Consider the following 13,837-nt stretch of genomic DNA (forward strand, 5'->3'; position numbering starts at 1 on the left):
CCGGTCTCCTGCGTCTGTGATCAGGCCTGGATGAAGGCGAGGATGTCGGCGTTCAGCACGTCGGCATTCACCGTCAGCATGCCGTGCGAATAGCTCTCGTAAATCTTGAGGGTCGCATTCGGCAGGATCTGCGCCTGCAGCACTCCGGCATTCTTGTAGGGCACGACCTGGTCGTCATCGCCATGCAGCACCAGGGTCGGCACGGTGATCGCGGTCAGATCGTCGGTCTGGTCGGTTTCGGAGAAGGCCTTGATGCCTTCATAATGAGCCTTGGCGCTGCCCATCATGCCCTGGCGCCACCAATTGTCGATGACGGCCGGCTTCACGTCCGCACCGTCGCGGTTGAAGCCGTAGAAGGGGCCGGCGGCGACATCGTGGAAGAATTGCGCACGGTTGGCGGCGAGGCCGGCGCGCAGCCCGTCGAACACGTCCATGGGCAGGCCGCCGGGATAACGGTCGGTCTTCAGCATGATCGGCGGCACCGAACTGACCAGCACGGCCTTGGCCACGCGGCCTTCGGGCAGGCCATGGCGGGCGACATAAGCGGCCACTTCGCCGCCGCCGGTCGAATGACCGATATGGATGGCGTTCCTGAGGTCGAGATGGCGGGCGACGGCGGCGGCGTCGGCGGCATAATGGGCCATGTCATGGCCTTCGCTCACCTGGGCCGAGCGGCCATGGCCGCGACGGTCATGGGCGACGACGCGATAGCCCTTCGACAGGAAGAACAGCATCTGCGCGTCCCAGTCATCCGACGACAGCGGCCAGCCGTGGTGGAACATGATGGGCTGGGCGTCCTTTGGACCCCAATCCTTGAAGAAGATGTCGACGCCGTCATCCGTGGTCACGAAGCTCATGGGGATTTCCTTTGCTCGGGTGGGGAAAGGGGAGAGGGGAAGGGGCCGGCGGTGCATGGGGAGAGGGGGAGGCACCGCCGGCCCCTGGCGCAGGTCAGTGGCCGCCTTCGGAGGCGCCGAACATGGCCTTCGCATATTTGATGCCCAGGCCGTATGCGCCGCCAAATTCCTTGGCGATGCCGGTGGTGGACTCATAGGTTTCGGTGCGCGCCCAGTCGCGCTGCAGTTCCAGCATGTACTGGAGCGAGGTCATCGGCTTGGCGCCGAGCTGGATCATGCGCTGCACGGCGCGCTCATGCGCTTCCTCGCTGATGTCGCCACAGGCGTCGGCGATGAAATAGACGTCGAAGCCCTGGTCGATCGCGGAGGCGACCGGGCCGACGATGCAGACGCTGGTCCACAGGCCGGCGAAGATGATCCGCTCCTTGCCGATGCGGTTCACTTCCTCGATCACGGCGGCATCTTCCCAGGTGTTCATGCTGGTGCGGTCGAGCAGGGGCTGGCCGGGGAAGGCGTCGGTGATCTCGCTGAACATCGGCCCCGAAAAGCTTTTTTCGGCCACGGTGGTCAGGATGGTCGACACGCCGAACGACTTGGCGGCACGGCTGATCAGGGCGGCATTGTTGCGCAGCAGTTCCGGCGCGATCGACTTGGTGGCGAAGGCCATTTGCGACTGGAAGTCGATCAGGACCAAAGTGTGGTCGGTCGGCGAGATGAGGGACTTGCCCGGCGTCGGCGTGGCGGTGATCGTCATGGGTCGGCTCCTTGGTTTCGAGCAGTCGTCGCTGCTGTGAAGACAGTGTTAGCCGGCGTGCCTGATCCGAAATATCCAGATAAAATGCACCGGCTTGTTCTAAAAAATAGAAATGGTCAGTCACTGGCCTGACGCGCGCGATCATAGCTGTCCGTCGCCGCCCGATCTTGGATCAGGCTGACATGTTAGCGATCATTCCGATGCAAAGGGCGCGCTCGCGCGCCAGGTCGTCAGAGGTCGATCAGTCCGCGCTTGATCGCCAGCGTCACCGCATGGGTGCGATCGGTCGCGTCGAGCTTCGAGAAGATCGACTTCATATGGCCCTTCACCGTCTCTTCGCTGATATCGAGTCGCGCCGCGACCTGCTTGTTGCTGTTGCCCCAGGCGGCCAGCGAAAGCACCGCGATCTCGCGCTCGGTCAGCGGGTCTTCCAGCACGTGCAGGGCGATCGCGGTGGCGACGGTGGCGTCGAGATGCTTGCCGCCCAGATGCACTGACCGGATCGCGTCGAGCAGCTGCTTGCGCAGGCTGGCCTTGAGCAGATAGCCCATCGCCCCTGCACGCAGCGCCTTGATCGTGCGGCCATCGCCCGAATAGGTGGTCAGCACGATGATCCGGGCGTCGGGATGGATGGCCCGGATCGCGGCGATCGCGTCGAGCCCCGGCATTTCCGCCATCTGCAGGTCCATCAGCACGATGTCGGGGCGCAACCGCGCATATTCCTCCACCGCGCGCCGGCCATTGTCCGCCTCGCCGACGATCCGCATGTCGGCCTGGGTCGCCAGCATCGCCCGCACGCCCTCGCGCAGCAGCGCATGATCGTCCACCACCAGGATCGATATGGGGGTGATCGCAGGCTGCATGTCGTGGCTGTGGATCGGACCGGGCTGCATCGCACCAGAGTGGCGTGTTCCGCTTCCCAAGTCCATGCGATAGTCGCGCCTCATCGCGGCGCGGCCGGCCATTGCGCGATGATCGTGCCCAGCACGTCGGCGGCGCTGTCGGGCTGGTCGAAGGTCCAGTTCAGGCCGGCGAACCGGCCGGGAGCGGGACCGGGTGAGAGATAGGCGTCCAGCGCCGTCAGCACGCTGGCCATCATCGCGCGGGCGGCGGCGCGTTGCGCGACCTTCGTTGCCGCCGGATCGAGCAGCCGCAGCAGGCAGGCGATCGAACAACTGTCGAGCCGGAGCGCCGCGCGCATCGCCACGGCGGCCAGCCGGCCCAGCCGCTCGGCATCCAGATCGTCGATTTCCCCCATGCCCACGATCATCAGCGACCGGCAGCGCACCGGCGGCGGCGGGCTGGACAGGATCATCGTCTCGCCGAACCTGCCGTCGAAAAGGCCGCCCGCGCGCAGTTGCGACAAGGTGCCTGACAGGGCGGCGTCGAGCGCGCAGGCGCCAGGATCGATCCGGCTCGTGGCGGACAGGATCGGCATGCCGACGATCAGCAGATCGACATCGCTCGCGATCGGATCGACCGGCCCGGCGCGGAAGCGGACGGTGCGATATGTGCCGACGATCGGCGCATCCATGCTCGCCACCCTGTTGATCCTCCCGCCATGACGCAGCCATGCGGGTCGGCGTCTCCTTGGGGCAGGCTAGAGGGGCATATTGCCCGCGTCGTGGCCAGGGCGCGCGGGATTTGGACAATCATGCGGAATTGCCGTGGTAGGAAGGGGGGGCGTGCATCCAGGCATCCCGGCTGCCAACGGCTTTGGTGGTTAACTTCTGTGGGAAGATCGGGAATGTCGGGCGCTTTCGGCGCGGCTCTTCATCAGCGGCTGGATGCGCGTGCCGAACGCTTCCACCCCTTTCAGGAAATCGTCGAAGGTCAGGAGCACGCCGCCGGTATTGGGCACCTGCGCCATTTCGTCCAGCATCCGTGCCACACTGGCATAGCTGCCGACCAAAGTGCCCATATTGATGTTCACGGCCCCTTCGGGCGCGGCCAGCTGGCGCACATTGGTGTCGGTGTTGACGGTGTCCTTCGCGCCCTGGTCGGCCAGCCAGGCGATCGCGTCGATATCGACGCCGTCATTATAGCTCTGCCACTTGGCCATGGCCTCCTCGTCCGTCTCCGCCGCGATCACCATGACCAGCACGAACACCGACACGGCGCGGCCGGTCTGCGCCGTGAATTTCGCAAGGCGGTCATTGTTGAAGGCGAAGGCGGTCGGCGTGTTGACGCCCTTGCCCAGGCAAAAGGCATAGTCCGCCCATTTGGCCGAGAAGGCCAGGCCCGCGTCGGATGATCCGGCACAGATGATCTTCATGTCGGCCTGCGGCTGGGGGCGGACCAGACAGTCGTCCATCTGATAATATTGCCCCTTGAAGTCCGATCGGCCGGTCTCCCACAATTCCCGCAGCACGCGGGCATATTCGTCGAGCACATCATAGCGGTTGCGGAAATGCTCGTCGCCCGGCCAAAGCCCCATCTGCGTATATTCGGGCGGCTGCCAGCCGGTGATGAGGTTCAGCCCGAAGCGGCCATGGCTGATGGAGTCGATGGTGTTGGCCATGCGCGCGGCGAAGGCGGGCGGGATGATGAGGGTGGGGCAGGTGGCGAAGATCTTGATCCGGTCCGTCACCGCCGCAAGGCCGGCCATCAGCGTGAAGCTTTCGAGGCCATATTCCCAGAATTGCGTCTTGCCGCCGAAACCGCGCAGCTTGATCATCGAAAGCAGGAAGTCGAGGCCATATTTCTCGGCGCGCTGGGCGATTTCCTTGTTGAGGTCGAAGCTCGGCAGATATTGCGGGGCGTTCTCGCTGATCAGCCAGCCATTATTGTTGATGGGGATGAAAACGCCGACCTGCATGGATTTCAACTCCTGAGGAATTCGAGGACGAGGCGATGGAAAGCATCCGGGTCGGTCACGTTGCAGGCGTGGCCACCCCAGTCGAAGCTGGCGGTCTTGGCCCATGCGATCGGCGCCGCGACATCGAGGGCGCTGGCATGGGGGACGAGGAAATCGTCGCGGGTGGCGATGGCCAGGACCCTGGGCACGGCCGTCAGGTCGAGCAGGTGCGGGCTATAGGCCTGCACGGCGGCGATCCGCTTTTCCATCGTGGCCGCGCCGGGGAAGGTAGCGAGATGATGCGCCAGTTCAGCCTTCAGCGCATCGTCATGAGCCGTGATCCAGTCCGGCGGGAACAGGAACAGCGGTTGCGCCCGCAGGAACGCCTCGACGCCGGCATGGCGCAACAGGGCCAGCCGCGTTTCGAAGCAGCGGCGGGTATGGGGTGACAGTGTCCGCCAGCCGTTGATGACGATTAGGCTGTCGAGCCGTGTGGTGGCGATCGCCAGTTCCATGCCGATCGCGCCGCCCAGCGCATGGCCGATGAAATGCGCGCTGCCGATGCCCAGAGCATCCATCAGGACGACGACGTCTCCCGCCATATCCTCGACCGAGGTGGTTTCGGGCAATGTCCGGTCGCTGCGGCCGGTGCCGCGATGGTCATAGGCGATGACGTGGAAATGCTCGGCAAGCGCCGGGATGTTCGGCGCCCAATAGCTGGCCGATCCGCCAAGCCCGCTCGACAGGATCAGCGGCGGGGCGTCCGCGCGCCCGTGGATTTCATAATAGAGGCCGGCGGCCTCAGCCAAGATGCGCGACCGAGGCGATCTCGACCAGGCAATCGGGTTTCACCAGCTCGCACTTGATGCAGTAGCGCGCCGGCTTGTCGCCGGGAAAATATTCGGCATAGACGGCGTTGAAGGCCGCGTAATCGTCCAGATCCTTGAGGAAGATATGGTTCATGGCGATGTCCGCCATGGTGCCGCCGGCCGCCTCGACCGTGATCCTGATGACGTCCAGCACATGGCGGGTCTGCGCGGCGGCGTCGCCGACATGCAGCACCGTGCCGCCTTCGCCCAGTGCTAGCACGCCCGAGACATAGATCGTATTCCCGGCCCTTGCGCCCGCCGAATAAGGGGCGATCGGGGTCGGGAACTGGGGCGGATTGATCGGTTCGAAGGGCATCAGATCTCCTTGGGCGGAAGCTGGCCGACGGCGGTGCGGAAATCGGCGACATTGCTCACCCAGCCGAAGAATTTCTCGACATTGTAGAGGCTCGCCTCGCGGATGAAATCCGGCCCCAGATGATGCACCGCATCTTCCAGCAGCACGCCGAAATATTCGAGATGGAAGCCGTCGCGCAGGGTCGATTCCACGCAGACATTGGTGGCGATGCCGGTGAAGACCAGGGTACGGATGCCGCGTGCGCGCAGAACGCTATCCAGTTGCGAGTTGAAGAAGGCGGAATAGCGCGGCTTGTGGACGCGCAGATCGTTCTCGTGCGGCGCCAGCGCCTCCACCAGTTCATAGTCCCAGCCGCCGCGCGCCAGGAATTTGCCCGCCAGGTCCGGCCGCGCCCGCATCGTCTTGAGCGCATTGGACTTGTGCCAGTTGGGCGACAGCGGCGTGCCGGCCTCGGCATAGCCGCTGTCCCAGCCATTCTGCAGGAAGATCACCGGCATGCCCGCGGCCCGCGCCACATCGACGACCTCCGCGATCCGGGGGATCACACCCGCCGCCGGGCTGACGTCGAAGCCGGCCTCGTCGACATAGCCGCCCTTGCTGGCATAGGCATTCTGCATGTCGACGACGATCAGCGCCGTCGTCGCGGCATCGATCCGGATTGCTTCGGGGCGCGCGGGCAGCACCACGCAGGGACCGGAACGGGACGGGGCGGGATCGACGATGGCTTCGCTCACCGGCGCAGGATTGAGCAGATGCACCCAATGGTCAAGCGCGGCCGTCATGGCGCGGTTGATCCCGTGCAATGACGGCCGTCGTAACATAGGAGGGGGCGGCATAGAGGCCGCGAGGATCTTCGGCCAGTGCCTGCCTCTTTCCATGACGCTGACGCGGCTGGCATGGCGCCATCGGGCTTGTTCCTGCTTGTCGCATCGATGTCGCTTGGTCTTGCGGCCAGCGTCGCGCAGCAACTGGTTCCATTGGCTGCGCATCTGTCCCCGCCGGAAAAGCGCAGTGCATCGGTCAGCACGGTGATGTCCGGATTGCTGGTCGGCATCCTGCTCAGCCCTACCCTCGCGGGGTGATCGCGGCCCATTGGGGCTGGCGCGGATATTGCCGCGGTTGCCGCATAGGGACGGCCTGTCCTATCCCGTGCTGGCGGCGCCGCTGGCCGACTGCTTCCCGCAGGAAGATTGACCGGCGCATGGGGTTCTGCGCATCCTTTTCGGCCGCAGCGATGATCGAGGGGAATGCTTTGGACCGTTGGCAAGCCATGAAGATATTCGTTCGCGTGGCGGAAACCGGCGGTTTTGCCGAAGCCGCGCGGCAGCTGCATCTGAGCCCGCCGGCGGTCACGCGGGCGATCTCCGCGCTGGAGGAGGAGATCGGCGTGCGCCTGCTCACGCGGACCACGCGATCGGTGAAGCTGACGGAGGCAGGGCGTGGCTACCTCGACGATTGCCGCCGCATCCTGGCCGACATGGCGGATGCAGACGCGGCGGCGGCGGGCGCCCATGGCAATCCCACCGGCACGCTGATCGTCACGGGATCGGTGATCTTTGGCCAGATGTACGTGCTGCCGATCCTGCTCGACTATCTGGATCGCTTTCCCGCGGTGACCGGGCGCAGCCTGTTCGTCGACCGGCTTGTCAACATCGTCGAGGAGGGCATCGATGTCGCCATCCGGATCGGTCATCTGCCGGATTCGGGCCTCAGCGCCATTCGGGTCGGGACGGTGCGGCGGGTCATCTGTGGCGCGCCGGCCTATTTCGAGCAGCATGTCATGCCCCGGACCCCGGCCGACCTTGTCCATCATCGCATCATCGGCCCGACCGGGGCATGGGCCTCGCCCGAATGGCATTTTGGGCCGGAGGGCCGGAGCAGCGTCACGGTCCACCCCCAACTTTTCTGCAACACCAATGAAGCGGCGATCGCCGCCGCCGAGCAGGGCTGGGGGCTGACCCGCGTGCTGTCCTACCAGGTCGAGCCGGCACTGGCGGCCGGGCGGCTGGTCACGGTTCTGGACGAGCAGATGGAAAAGCCGCTGCCGATCCATGTCATCCACGCCGAAGGGCGGCGGGCGGCGGCCAAGGTGCGCAGCTTCGTCGATCTGGCGGTCGATCGGCTGCGGGCCAATCCTCTGTTCCAGCAGGCATGACCATTATTCCATCATAAGGAATAATGACTTCCAGATTTCCCGAATTATCAGGAATGAGGACAAGGATTATCTCTGTCTCCAGAAGCTGAAGCCCTTGCTCAGCGACCCCAACAGGGTGGAGGACATGATGAAGAAACTGGTCATTTCGACGCTGCTGGCGACCGCCGGCATCGCTGCCTCGGCCGAGGCGATCGCCGCGCCTGCCAGCGTCGTCGCCACGCAGGCTGCGGCCGCCACCGTCCATTATCGCAGCGCCACGATCGATGGCGTCAAGATGTTCTACCGCGAAGCCGGCCCCGCCGATGGCCCGGTGGTATTGCTGCTCCACGGCTTCCCGACATCGTCGCACATGTTCCGCAACCTGATCCCGCTGCTCGCCGACCGTTATCATGTGATCGCGCCCGACTATCCGGGCTTTGGCCAGAGCGACGCGCCCGACCATCGCCAGTTCACCTACAGCTTTGCCCATTATGCCGACATGGTCGACACGCTGATGGGCAAGATCGGCGCCCGGCGCTACGCCATGTATGTCATGGATTATGGCGCCCCGGTCGGTTACCGCCTCGCCCTCAAACATCCCGAGCGGGTCAGCGGCCTCATCGTCCAGAATGGCAATGCCTATGAGGAAGGGCTGGGCGCCTTCTGGGTTCCGATCAAGACCTATTGGCAGAGCGGGTCGGCCAAGGATCGCGAGGCGCAGGCCTGGCTCGTCGGCCTCGACGCCACCAAATTCCAATATACCGATGGCGTGCGCGACCTGTCGCGGATCAGCCCCGACAATTGGGTGCAGGACCAGGCCTTGCTCGACCGGCCGGGCAACAAGGATATCCAGCTCGACCTGTTCTACGACTATCGCACCAATGTGCCGCTCTACCCGGCGTTCCAGGCCTTTTTCCGCGAACGCAAACCGCCGACGCTGATTGTCTGGGGCAAGAATGACAAGATCTTCCCCGAACCCGGCGCGCATCCCTACAAGCGTGACCTGCCCGACGCGGAGATGCATATTCTCGACACCGGCCATTTCGCCCTGGAAGACAAGCCGGATGAAATGGCGCCGCTGATCCGCGACTTCCTCGATCGCAAGGTCGCGGCGCGCTGAAACCCCGGTGGGGCCATGGTGATGCATGGCCCCGCAACGGACGGATGATGGGAGATAGACCATGTCCTACGGTTTTCTGGATATCGCCACGACGCCGAGCGTCCGCGCGGCGCAGGCGGAGATGGGCGCGGACGCCCATTGGGCGGCGTTCAGCGGCAATCGCGCCTTTGACCGCTTCACCGACAATGAAGCCCATTTCCTGGCAGCCCGCGACAGTTTCTACATGGCCACCGTGTCGGAGGATGGCTGGCCCTATGTCCAGCATCGCGGCGGCCCGGCCGGCTTCCTCAAGCTGGTCGACGACCGGACGCTGGCCTTTGCCGATTATCGCGGCAACCGCCAATATATCAGCACCGGCAACCTGGCCGCAAACGACCGGGCCTGCCTGATCCTGATGGACTATCCCCGCCGCGCCCGGCTGAAAATCTATGTCCATGTCGAGAAGCTGGCGCTCGATGCCGATCCGGCGCTCACCGATCTTGTCATGGACAAGGATTACAAGGCGCGGGCGGAACGCATCTTCCGGCTGCGGCTGGAGGCGTTCGACTGGAATTGTCCGCAGCATATCACGCCGCGCTTCACCGAGCGCGAGATCGAACAGGCGGTCCAGCCGCTGCATGAACGGATGGCGCAACTGGAAGCCGAGAACCGGGCGTTGCAGGATCGCGTTGCCAAGATGGGAGACGCATGATGGACAATGTGAGACCGCCGCTACCACCCTTCACCCTGGAGAGCGCGACACAGAAGGTGCGCCTGGCCGAGGATGGTTGGAACAGCCGCGATCCGGCCAGGGTGGCCATGGCCTATACGCCGCTCAGCCAGTGGCGGAACCGGGCCGAGTTCGTCAATGGCCGCTCCGCGATCATCGCCTTCCTGACGCGCAAATGGCAGCGCGAACTGGATTATCGGCTGATCAAGGAATTATGGGCCTTTGCCGACAACCGCATCGCGGTGCGCTTCGCCTATGAATGGCATGACGACAGCGGCAACTGGTTCCGCTCCTATGGCAACGAGAATTGGGAGTTTGACGAGAGCGGCCTGATGCAGCGGCGGCTCGCCTGCATCAATGATGCGCCGATCAATGCGCCGGAGCGGAAATTCCACTGGACGCAGGGGCGACGGCCCGACGATCATCCAGGGTTGAGCGAGCTAGGGATGTAGGATTGGCCTGCAGCAATCGCATCTTCCTTGGGGTGCGCCATTTTTACACGGCATTTCAGATGCTTAGGAAAATCTGGAGCGGGTGAGGGGAATCGAACCCCCGTCGTCAGCTTGGGAAGCTGCTGCTCTACCATTGAGCTACACCCGCGTCTGGAGTGGCCATGGCATGGCCATGGGGCGCGGTCAACGGGGCTTGATGGACGCGCGCGAAATTAGCCGACCTGGCGTTTCGCCAGCTTGCGGGCGAGGGTGCGGCGGTGCATCCCCAGGCGCCGGGCGGTTTCGGAGATGTTGAAGTCGCAATCCTTCAGCACTTCATGGATATGTTCCCATTCCAGCGTCTTGATCGATGTCGGGCGCGGCGCGAGCGGCGCGGCGGGGTCGCCGCCCGAGCGGGCGAAGGCGGCCTCGATATCGTCGGTGTTGGACGGTTTCGCCAGATAGTTGGTCGCGCCGAGCTTGATCGCCTCGACCGCGGTGGCAATGCTGGCAAAGCCGGTCAGCACCACGATCAGCATGTCGGGATCATGGGCGTGCAGCGTCTGGACGCAGACCAGGCCCGATTCCGGGCCGAGCTTGAGGTCGACCACGGCATAGCCGGGGCGGTTGCCCTTGAGCACCTCCTCCAGCGCGCCATGGCTGGCGGCGGTCAGTACCTCATAGCCGCGCCGCTCGAACGAACGTTTGAGGGTCTTTGCAAAGGCCTCGTCATCCTCGACGATCACCAGCAGCCGTTCAGCTGTCATCTTCGCTGTCACTTCCCTCTTCCAGTGCGACCGTATCGAGCGGCAGGCGCAGCAGGATCAGCGCGCCGCCATCGGCGCCATTGCTGGCCGATACGCTGCCGCCCAGCTTGCGCACGACATTGACCACAAGGAAGAGGCCTAGGCCATGGCCTTCCTTGCCCTTGCTGGAGCGGTAGGGCTTGCCGAAATCCTCCAGCATCGCCTGCGAAAAGCCGCTGCCATTGTCGCGCACGGCGATGTTGAGCGAGGCGCTGTCGCGTCCGACCAGCAGGTCGATATAGGTCGCCCCGGCCTCGCGCGCATTGTCGAGCAGATTGCCGACCGCCTGGCGGATCACCGGGTCGGCGATGATGCGCGGATAGTCATGCGGGCCGAAGTCGCAGCGCAGCGGCATGCCCGGATTGGCGCGGCGCCATTCGGCGGCGATCCCCTCGATGAAGTCGCGCACATTGGTGACGGCCGGTGCCTCGCCGCGCGCCTCGCCCGAGGAAAGGAGAATGCCGGTGACGATCGCCTTGCAGCGCAGAACTGCGCTCTGCATCTCGCCCACTTCCTCTATCAGGGCGGGATGCTCGGTGATTTCGGGCATGCGGCGCCAGTCGCCCAGCACCACGGCGAGCTGGGCGAGGGGGGTGCCCAGTTCATGCGCGGCGCCCGAAGCGAGCAGGCCCATGCGGACGATATGTTCTTCCTCCGCCGCATGCTGACGCATGCTGGCCAGATAGGCTTCGCGCGCCTGAAGGTTGCGGTTGATCCGGGTGATGAACAGCACCAGCAGCACCGCGATCATGGTGAAGCAGATCCAGGTGCCGATGATGTGCAGGTCGAACAGTCGGCCCGCCAGCCGGTCGCTCAGGTCGAGCGGGCGATAGTCGAGTGCCAGCAGGCCGGCGCACAGCGCAGACACGGCGGTGATGCCCCAGGCGCTCGCCCGGTCGAGCAGCAGCACGCCGAGCGCGACCTGGAGCAGATAGAGCGAGACGAAGGGATTGGTCGCGCCGCCCGACAGATAGAGCTGGGCGGTCAGCAGCAGTACGTCGAACAGCAGCGATACCGACAATTCGGCGCGGGTGATGTCGGTCCGGGGGCGCAGCGCCGCAAAGCTGGCGGCGTTGACCAGCACGGCGACGGCGGCGACCAGCAGCATCGGGGCGAGGGGCAGGCGCACCCCCATCAGGAACTGGACGATCAGGATCGTCACTAGTTGCCCGGCGATCGCGATCCAGCGCAGCTGGATCAGCAGCGCCATATTCTTGCGACCGGCGGCATCGGCAGGCCACTGGCTGGGCAGCCAGCGGCGCCTGACGGCTTGGGTCTCGCTCATTCCGTGCTGTCTTCTGGATCCCGACGCATGAGGAAGATGTAGGCGCCTGCGACCATCGCCGCCAGTATGAACCAGGTGATGGCATATTGGAGATGGTTGTTGGGGAAGCGGACGACGGTCAGGCCGCCGACCGGCGCGGTGTCGGGCGCGCAATTGGCGCCGGCATCGACGAAATAGTCCGCGACCGGCGGGGCGACATGCTGCGCGGCGGCGATCGCGGCGACATCGCGCGAATACCAGCGGCCGGCGGCGGGATCATTGCTGCGCAGGAAACCGCCCTTGGGCTCGGTCAGGCGCAGCAGGCCGACGATCTGGACCTTGCCTAGAGGCCGGCTGTAGCGGGTGCGATTGTCCTGCGGCACGAAGCCGCGATTGACCATCAGGGTGAAGCCGGCGTCGGTCACCAGCGGCGTCATCACCCAGAAACCGGGGCCGCGCACGGTGACGGCCTGGGTCAGCACCGCCTTGTCATGCAGGAAATGGCCGGATGCGGTGACGCGGCGATATTCGTCGTCGCCGGTGGCGCTGCGGGGGGCGGGGACGGGCGCGGCATGGATGCGGGCGTCGACCCGTGCGATCAGGTCGCGCTTCCAGGCGAGGCGATAGACTTGCCAGCTGCCGAGCGCGCAAAGACCGGAAAACAGGATGAGGGCGATCAGCGTCAGGCCGATCGTAAAGCGCGGGGAGCGCCGGCGGCGCCCCCCGATCTTCGCGGATGTCACGGCATCTCGCTCATATTGTGCATCGCCGACATGTCGGCGTGCGGCATCATGTTCGCGTTGAGGTGGAACATGACCCACATCGAACCCGACAGCACGATGACGACCAGGACGATGGTCAGCATCATCGCCATGAACGACCAGCCGCCTTCGACGCGGGTGTTCATGTGCAGGAAGTAGATCATGTGGACGATCACCTGCACCGCGGCGAAGGCCATGATGACGATGCCGGTCAGCTGGGGATTGCCCAGCACGCCGGACATCACCAGCCAGAAGGGAATGGCCGTCAGGATCACCGACAGGCCAAAGCCGATCATGTAGCTGCCGAAGCTGCCATGCGATCCTTCTTCATGATGGTCATCGTGATGATCGTGCCCATGTCCGTGGGCGTCGTGGCTATGGACAGCGTCGCTCACCGCAGGACTCCCATCAGATAGACAAAGGTGAAGACGCCGATCCAGATGACGTCGAGGAAGTGCCAGAACATCGACAGGCACATCAGGCGACGCTTGTTGGCCGGGATCAGACCCTTCTTGGCCACCTGCACCATCAGCGTGATCAGCCAGATCGAACCGAAGGTGACGTGCAGGCCGTGGGTGCCGACCAGGGTGAAGAAGGCCGACAGGAAGGCCGAACGCCACGGACCCGCGCCCTCATGGATGAGGTGCGAGAATTCGTAGAGTTCGATGAACAGGAACGCCCCGCCGAACAGGAGGGTGACGAACAGCCAGCCCTGGGTGGCGCTGATCCGGTTCTTTTCCATCGCCAGCATGGCGAAGCCGTAGGTGATCGACGAGAAGAGCAGCATCGCGGTGTTGAGCGCGATGAGCGGCAGGTCGAACAGATCCTTCGGGCCGGGGCCGCCGGCGAAGCTGCCGCCGAGCACGGCATAGGTGGCGAACAGGATGGCGAAGATGAGGCAGTCGCTCATCAGGTACATCCAGAAGCCCAGCATGGTGCTGTGGCCTTCGTGGAGGTGCGGCTCCTCGGGCAAATGATATGCCCGAGGTTCCGTGGTTGCAGTTGCGCTGCTCATGTCA

The 13,837-nt window shown here is 64.6% G+C and carries 18 protein-coding genes and 1 tRNA gene; 5 read left to right on the forward strand and 14 right to left on the reverse strand.

Annotated features, from left to right (window positions below; translation table 11 throughout):
• Positions 1-20 precede the first annotated feature (20 nt).
• The 8 genes from E5554_RS10865 to rutB form a co-directional block, all read right to left on the reverse strand.
• Positions 21-857 (reverse strand): alpha/beta hydrolase, encoded by an 837-nt coding sequence (locus E5554_RS10865; RefSeq protein WP_136186771.1) that lies wholly within the window; start codon positions 855-857, stop codon positions 21-23.
• Between the two features lie 94 nt (positions 858-951).
• Positions 952-1,611 (reverse strand): hydrolase, encoded by a 660-nt coding sequence (locus tag E5554_RS10870; protein ID WP_010338169.1) that lies wholly within the window; start codon positions 1,609-1,611, stop codon positions 952-954.
• A gap of 230 nt (positions 1,612-1,841) precedes the next feature.
• A complete protein-coding gene (locus E5554_RS10875) occupies positions 1,842-2,504 on the reverse strand; it encodes a response regulator transcription factor (RefSeq protein WP_168708761.1) in 663 nt (220 codons plus the stop codon).
• Positions 2,505-2,554: 50 nt separating this feature from the next.
• On the reverse strand, positions 2,555-3,145 hold the full coding sequence (locus E5554_RS10880; protein ID WP_136188314.1) for a M17 family peptidase N-terminal domain-containing protein: 591 nt from the start codon (positions 3,143-3,145) through the stop codon (positions 2,555-2,557).
• A 189-nt stretch (positions 3,146-3,334) separates the two neighbouring features.
• Positions 3,335-4,429 (reverse strand): pyrimidine utilization protein A, encoded by a 1,095-nt coding sequence (gene rutA, locus E5554_RS10885; RefSeq protein ID WP_136186773.1) that lies wholly within the window; start codon positions 4,427-4,429, stop codon positions 3,335-3,337.
• A 5-nt stretch (positions 4,430-4,434) separates the two neighbouring features.
• A complete protein-coding gene (gene rutD / locus E5554_RS10890) occupies positions 4,435-5,217 on the reverse strand; it encodes a pyrimidine utilization protein D (protein ID WP_136186774.1) in 783 nt (260 codons plus the stop codon).
• Complete coding sequence (gene rutC, locus E5554_RS10895) at positions 5,210-5,593, reverse strand: pyrimidine utilization protein C (RefSeq protein WP_037512501.1); 384 nt, start codon at positions 5,591-5,593, stop codon at positions 5,210-5,212. Before rutC ends, rutD begins: the two co-directional genes overlap by 8 nt.
• Entirely contained in the window at positions 5,593-6,375 is a 783-nt protein-coding gene (gene rutB, locus E5554_RS10900) for a pyrimidine utilization protein B (protein ID WP_136186775.1), read from the reverse strand. Before rutB ends, rutC begins: the two co-directional genes overlap by 1 nt.
• Before the next feature lie 129 nt (positions 6,376-6,504).
• Between rutB and E5554_RS10905 the strand changes: the two genes are divergently transcribed.
• The 5 genes from E5554_RS10905 to E5554_RS10925 all read left to right on the forward strand — a co-directional run bounded on the left by E5554_RS10905 (position 6,505) and on the right by E5554_RS10925 (position 10,008).
• The gene (locus E5554_RS10905) at positions 6,505-6,675 is read left to right on the forward strand and encodes a hypothetical protein (RefSeq protein WP_168708698.1); all 171 of its coding nucleotides are present in this window, start codon (positions 6,505-6,507) and stop codon (positions 6,673-6,675) included.
• A 188-nt stretch (positions 6,676-6,863) separates the two neighbouring features.
• Positions 6,864-7,748: a LysR family transcriptional regulator gene (locus E5554_RS10910; RefSeq protein ID WP_247594427.1), complete on the forward strand. Its 885-nt coding sequence runs from the start codon at positions 6,864-6,866 to the stop codon at positions 7,746-7,748.
• Between the two features lie 124 nt (positions 7,749-7,872).
• Positions 7,873-8,847, forward strand: coding sequence for an alpha/beta hydrolase (locus E5554_RS10915; protein ID WP_136186778.1), 975 nt, complete (start codon positions 7,873-7,875; stop codon positions 8,845-8,847).
• A gap of 61 nt (positions 8,848-8,908) precedes the next feature.
• Positions 8,909-9,538, forward strand: coding sequence for a pyridoxamine 5'-phosphate oxidase family protein (locus E5554_RS10920; protein ID WP_136186779.1), 630 nt, complete (start codon positions 8,909-8,911; stop codon positions 9,536-9,538).
• A complete protein-coding gene (locus E5554_RS10925) occupies positions 9,538-10,008 on the forward strand; it encodes a nuclear transport factor 2 family protein (RefSeq protein ID WP_136188315.1) in 471 nt (156 codons plus the stop codon). The genes E5554_RS10920 and E5554_RS10925 overlap by 1 nt, the downstream gene beginning before the upstream one ends.
• Before the next feature lie 74 nt (positions 10,009-10,082).
• On the opposite strand, the gene E5554_RS10930 is transcribed toward E5554_RS10925, so the two are convergent.
• The 6 genes from E5554_RS10930 to cyoC form a co-directional block, all read right to left on the reverse strand.
• Positions 10,083-10,156: transfer RNA gene (locus E5554_RS10930), tRNA-Gly, on the reverse strand.
• A 64-nt stretch (positions 10,157-10,220) separates the two neighbouring features.
• Positions 10,221-10,754, reverse strand: coding sequence for a response regulator transcription factor (locus E5554_RS10935; protein ID WP_010338178.1), 534 nt, complete (start codon positions 10,752-10,754; stop codon positions 10,221-10,223).
• Entirely contained in the window at positions 10,744-12,078 is a 1,335-nt protein-coding gene (locus tag E5554_RS10940; RefSeq protein WP_136186780.1) for an ATP-binding protein, read from the reverse strand. The genes E5554_RS10935 and E5554_RS10940 overlap by 11 nt, the downstream gene beginning before the upstream one ends.
• Complete coding sequence (locus E5554_RS10945; RefSeq protein WP_136186781.1) at positions 12,075-12,800, reverse strand: SURF1 family protein; 726 nt, start codon at positions 12,798-12,800, stop codon at positions 12,075-12,077. The genes E5554_RS10940 and E5554_RS10945 overlap by 4 nt, the downstream gene beginning before the upstream one ends.
• Complete coding sequence (gene cyoD, locus E5554_RS10950) at positions 12,797-13,213, reverse strand: cytochrome o ubiquinol oxidase subunit IV (RefSeq protein ID WP_017499771.1); 417 nt, start codon at positions 13,211-13,213, stop codon at positions 12,797-12,799. Before cyoD ends, E5554_RS10945 begins: the two co-directional genes overlap by 4 nt.
• A complete protein-coding gene (gene cyoC, locus E5554_RS10955; RefSeq protein WP_004207842.1) occupies positions 13,210-13,833 on the reverse strand; it encodes a cytochrome o ubiquinol oxidase subunit III in 624 nt (207 codons plus the stop codon). The genes cyoD and cyoC overlap by 4 nt, the downstream gene beginning before the upstream one ends.
• Between the last annotated feature and the right edge of the window lie 4 nt (positions 13,834-13,837).

Source organism: Sphingobium sp. PAMC28499 (assembly GCF_004795815.1).
Classification (GTDB): domain Bacteria; phylum Pseudomonadota; class Alphaproteobacteria; order Sphingomonadales; family Sphingomonadaceae; genus Sphingobium; species Sphingobium yanoikuyae.

Coding starts and splice junctions, on each gene's coding strand:
- E5554_RS10925 (WP_136188315.1), top strand. CDS start 9,538: ATGGACAATGTGAGACCGCCGCTACCACCCTTCACCCTGGAGAGCGCG.
- E5554_RS10935 (WP_010338178.1), bottom strand. CDS start 10,754: ATGACAGCTGAACGGCTGCTGGTGATCGTCGAGGATGACGAGGCCTTT.
- E5554_RS10910 (WP_247594427.1), top strand. CDS start 6,864: ATGAAGATATTCGTTCGCGTGGCGGAAACCGGCGGTTTTGCCGAAGCC.
- cyoC (WP_004207842.1), bottom strand. CDS start 13,833: ATGAGCAGCGCAACTGCAACCACGGAACCTCGGGCATATCATTTGCCC.
- E5554_RS10865 (WP_136186771.1), bottom strand. CDS start 857: ATGAGCTTCGTGACCACGGATGACGGCGTCGACATCTTCTTCAAGGAT.
- E5554_RS10875 (WP_168708761.1), bottom strand. CDS start 2,504: ATGCAGCCCGGTCCGATCCACAGCCACGACATGCAGCCTGCGATCACC.
- E5554_RS10870 (WP_010338169.1), bottom strand. CDS start 1,611: ATGACGATCACCGCCACGCCGACGCCGGGCAAGTCCCTCATCTCGCCG.
- rutA (WP_136186773.1), bottom strand. CDS start 4,429: ATGCAGGTCGGCGTTTTCATCCCCATCAACAATAATGGCTGGCTGATC.
- E5554_RS10915 (WP_136186778.1), top strand. CDS start 7,873: ATGATGAAGAAACTGGTCATTTCGACGCTGCTGGCGACCGCCGGCATC.
- E5554_RS10940 (WP_136186780.1), bottom strand. CDS start 12,078: ATGAGCGAGACCCAAGCCGTCAGGCGCCGCTGGCTGCCCAGCCAGTGG.
- E5554_RS10880 (WP_136188314.1), bottom strand. CDS start 3,145: ATGGATGCGCCGATCGTCGGCACATATCGCACCGTCCGCTTCCGCGCC.
- rutC (WP_037512501.1), bottom strand. CDS start 5,593: ATGCCCTTCGAACCGATCAATCCGCCCCAGTTCCCGACCCCGATCGCC.
- rutB (WP_136186775.1), bottom strand. CDS start 6,375: ATGACGGCCGCGCTTGACCATTGGGTGCATCTGCTCAATCCTGCGCCG.
- E5554_RS10920 (WP_136186779.1), top strand. CDS start 8,909: ATGTCCTACGGTTTTCTGGATATCGCCACGACGCCGAGCGTCCGCGCG.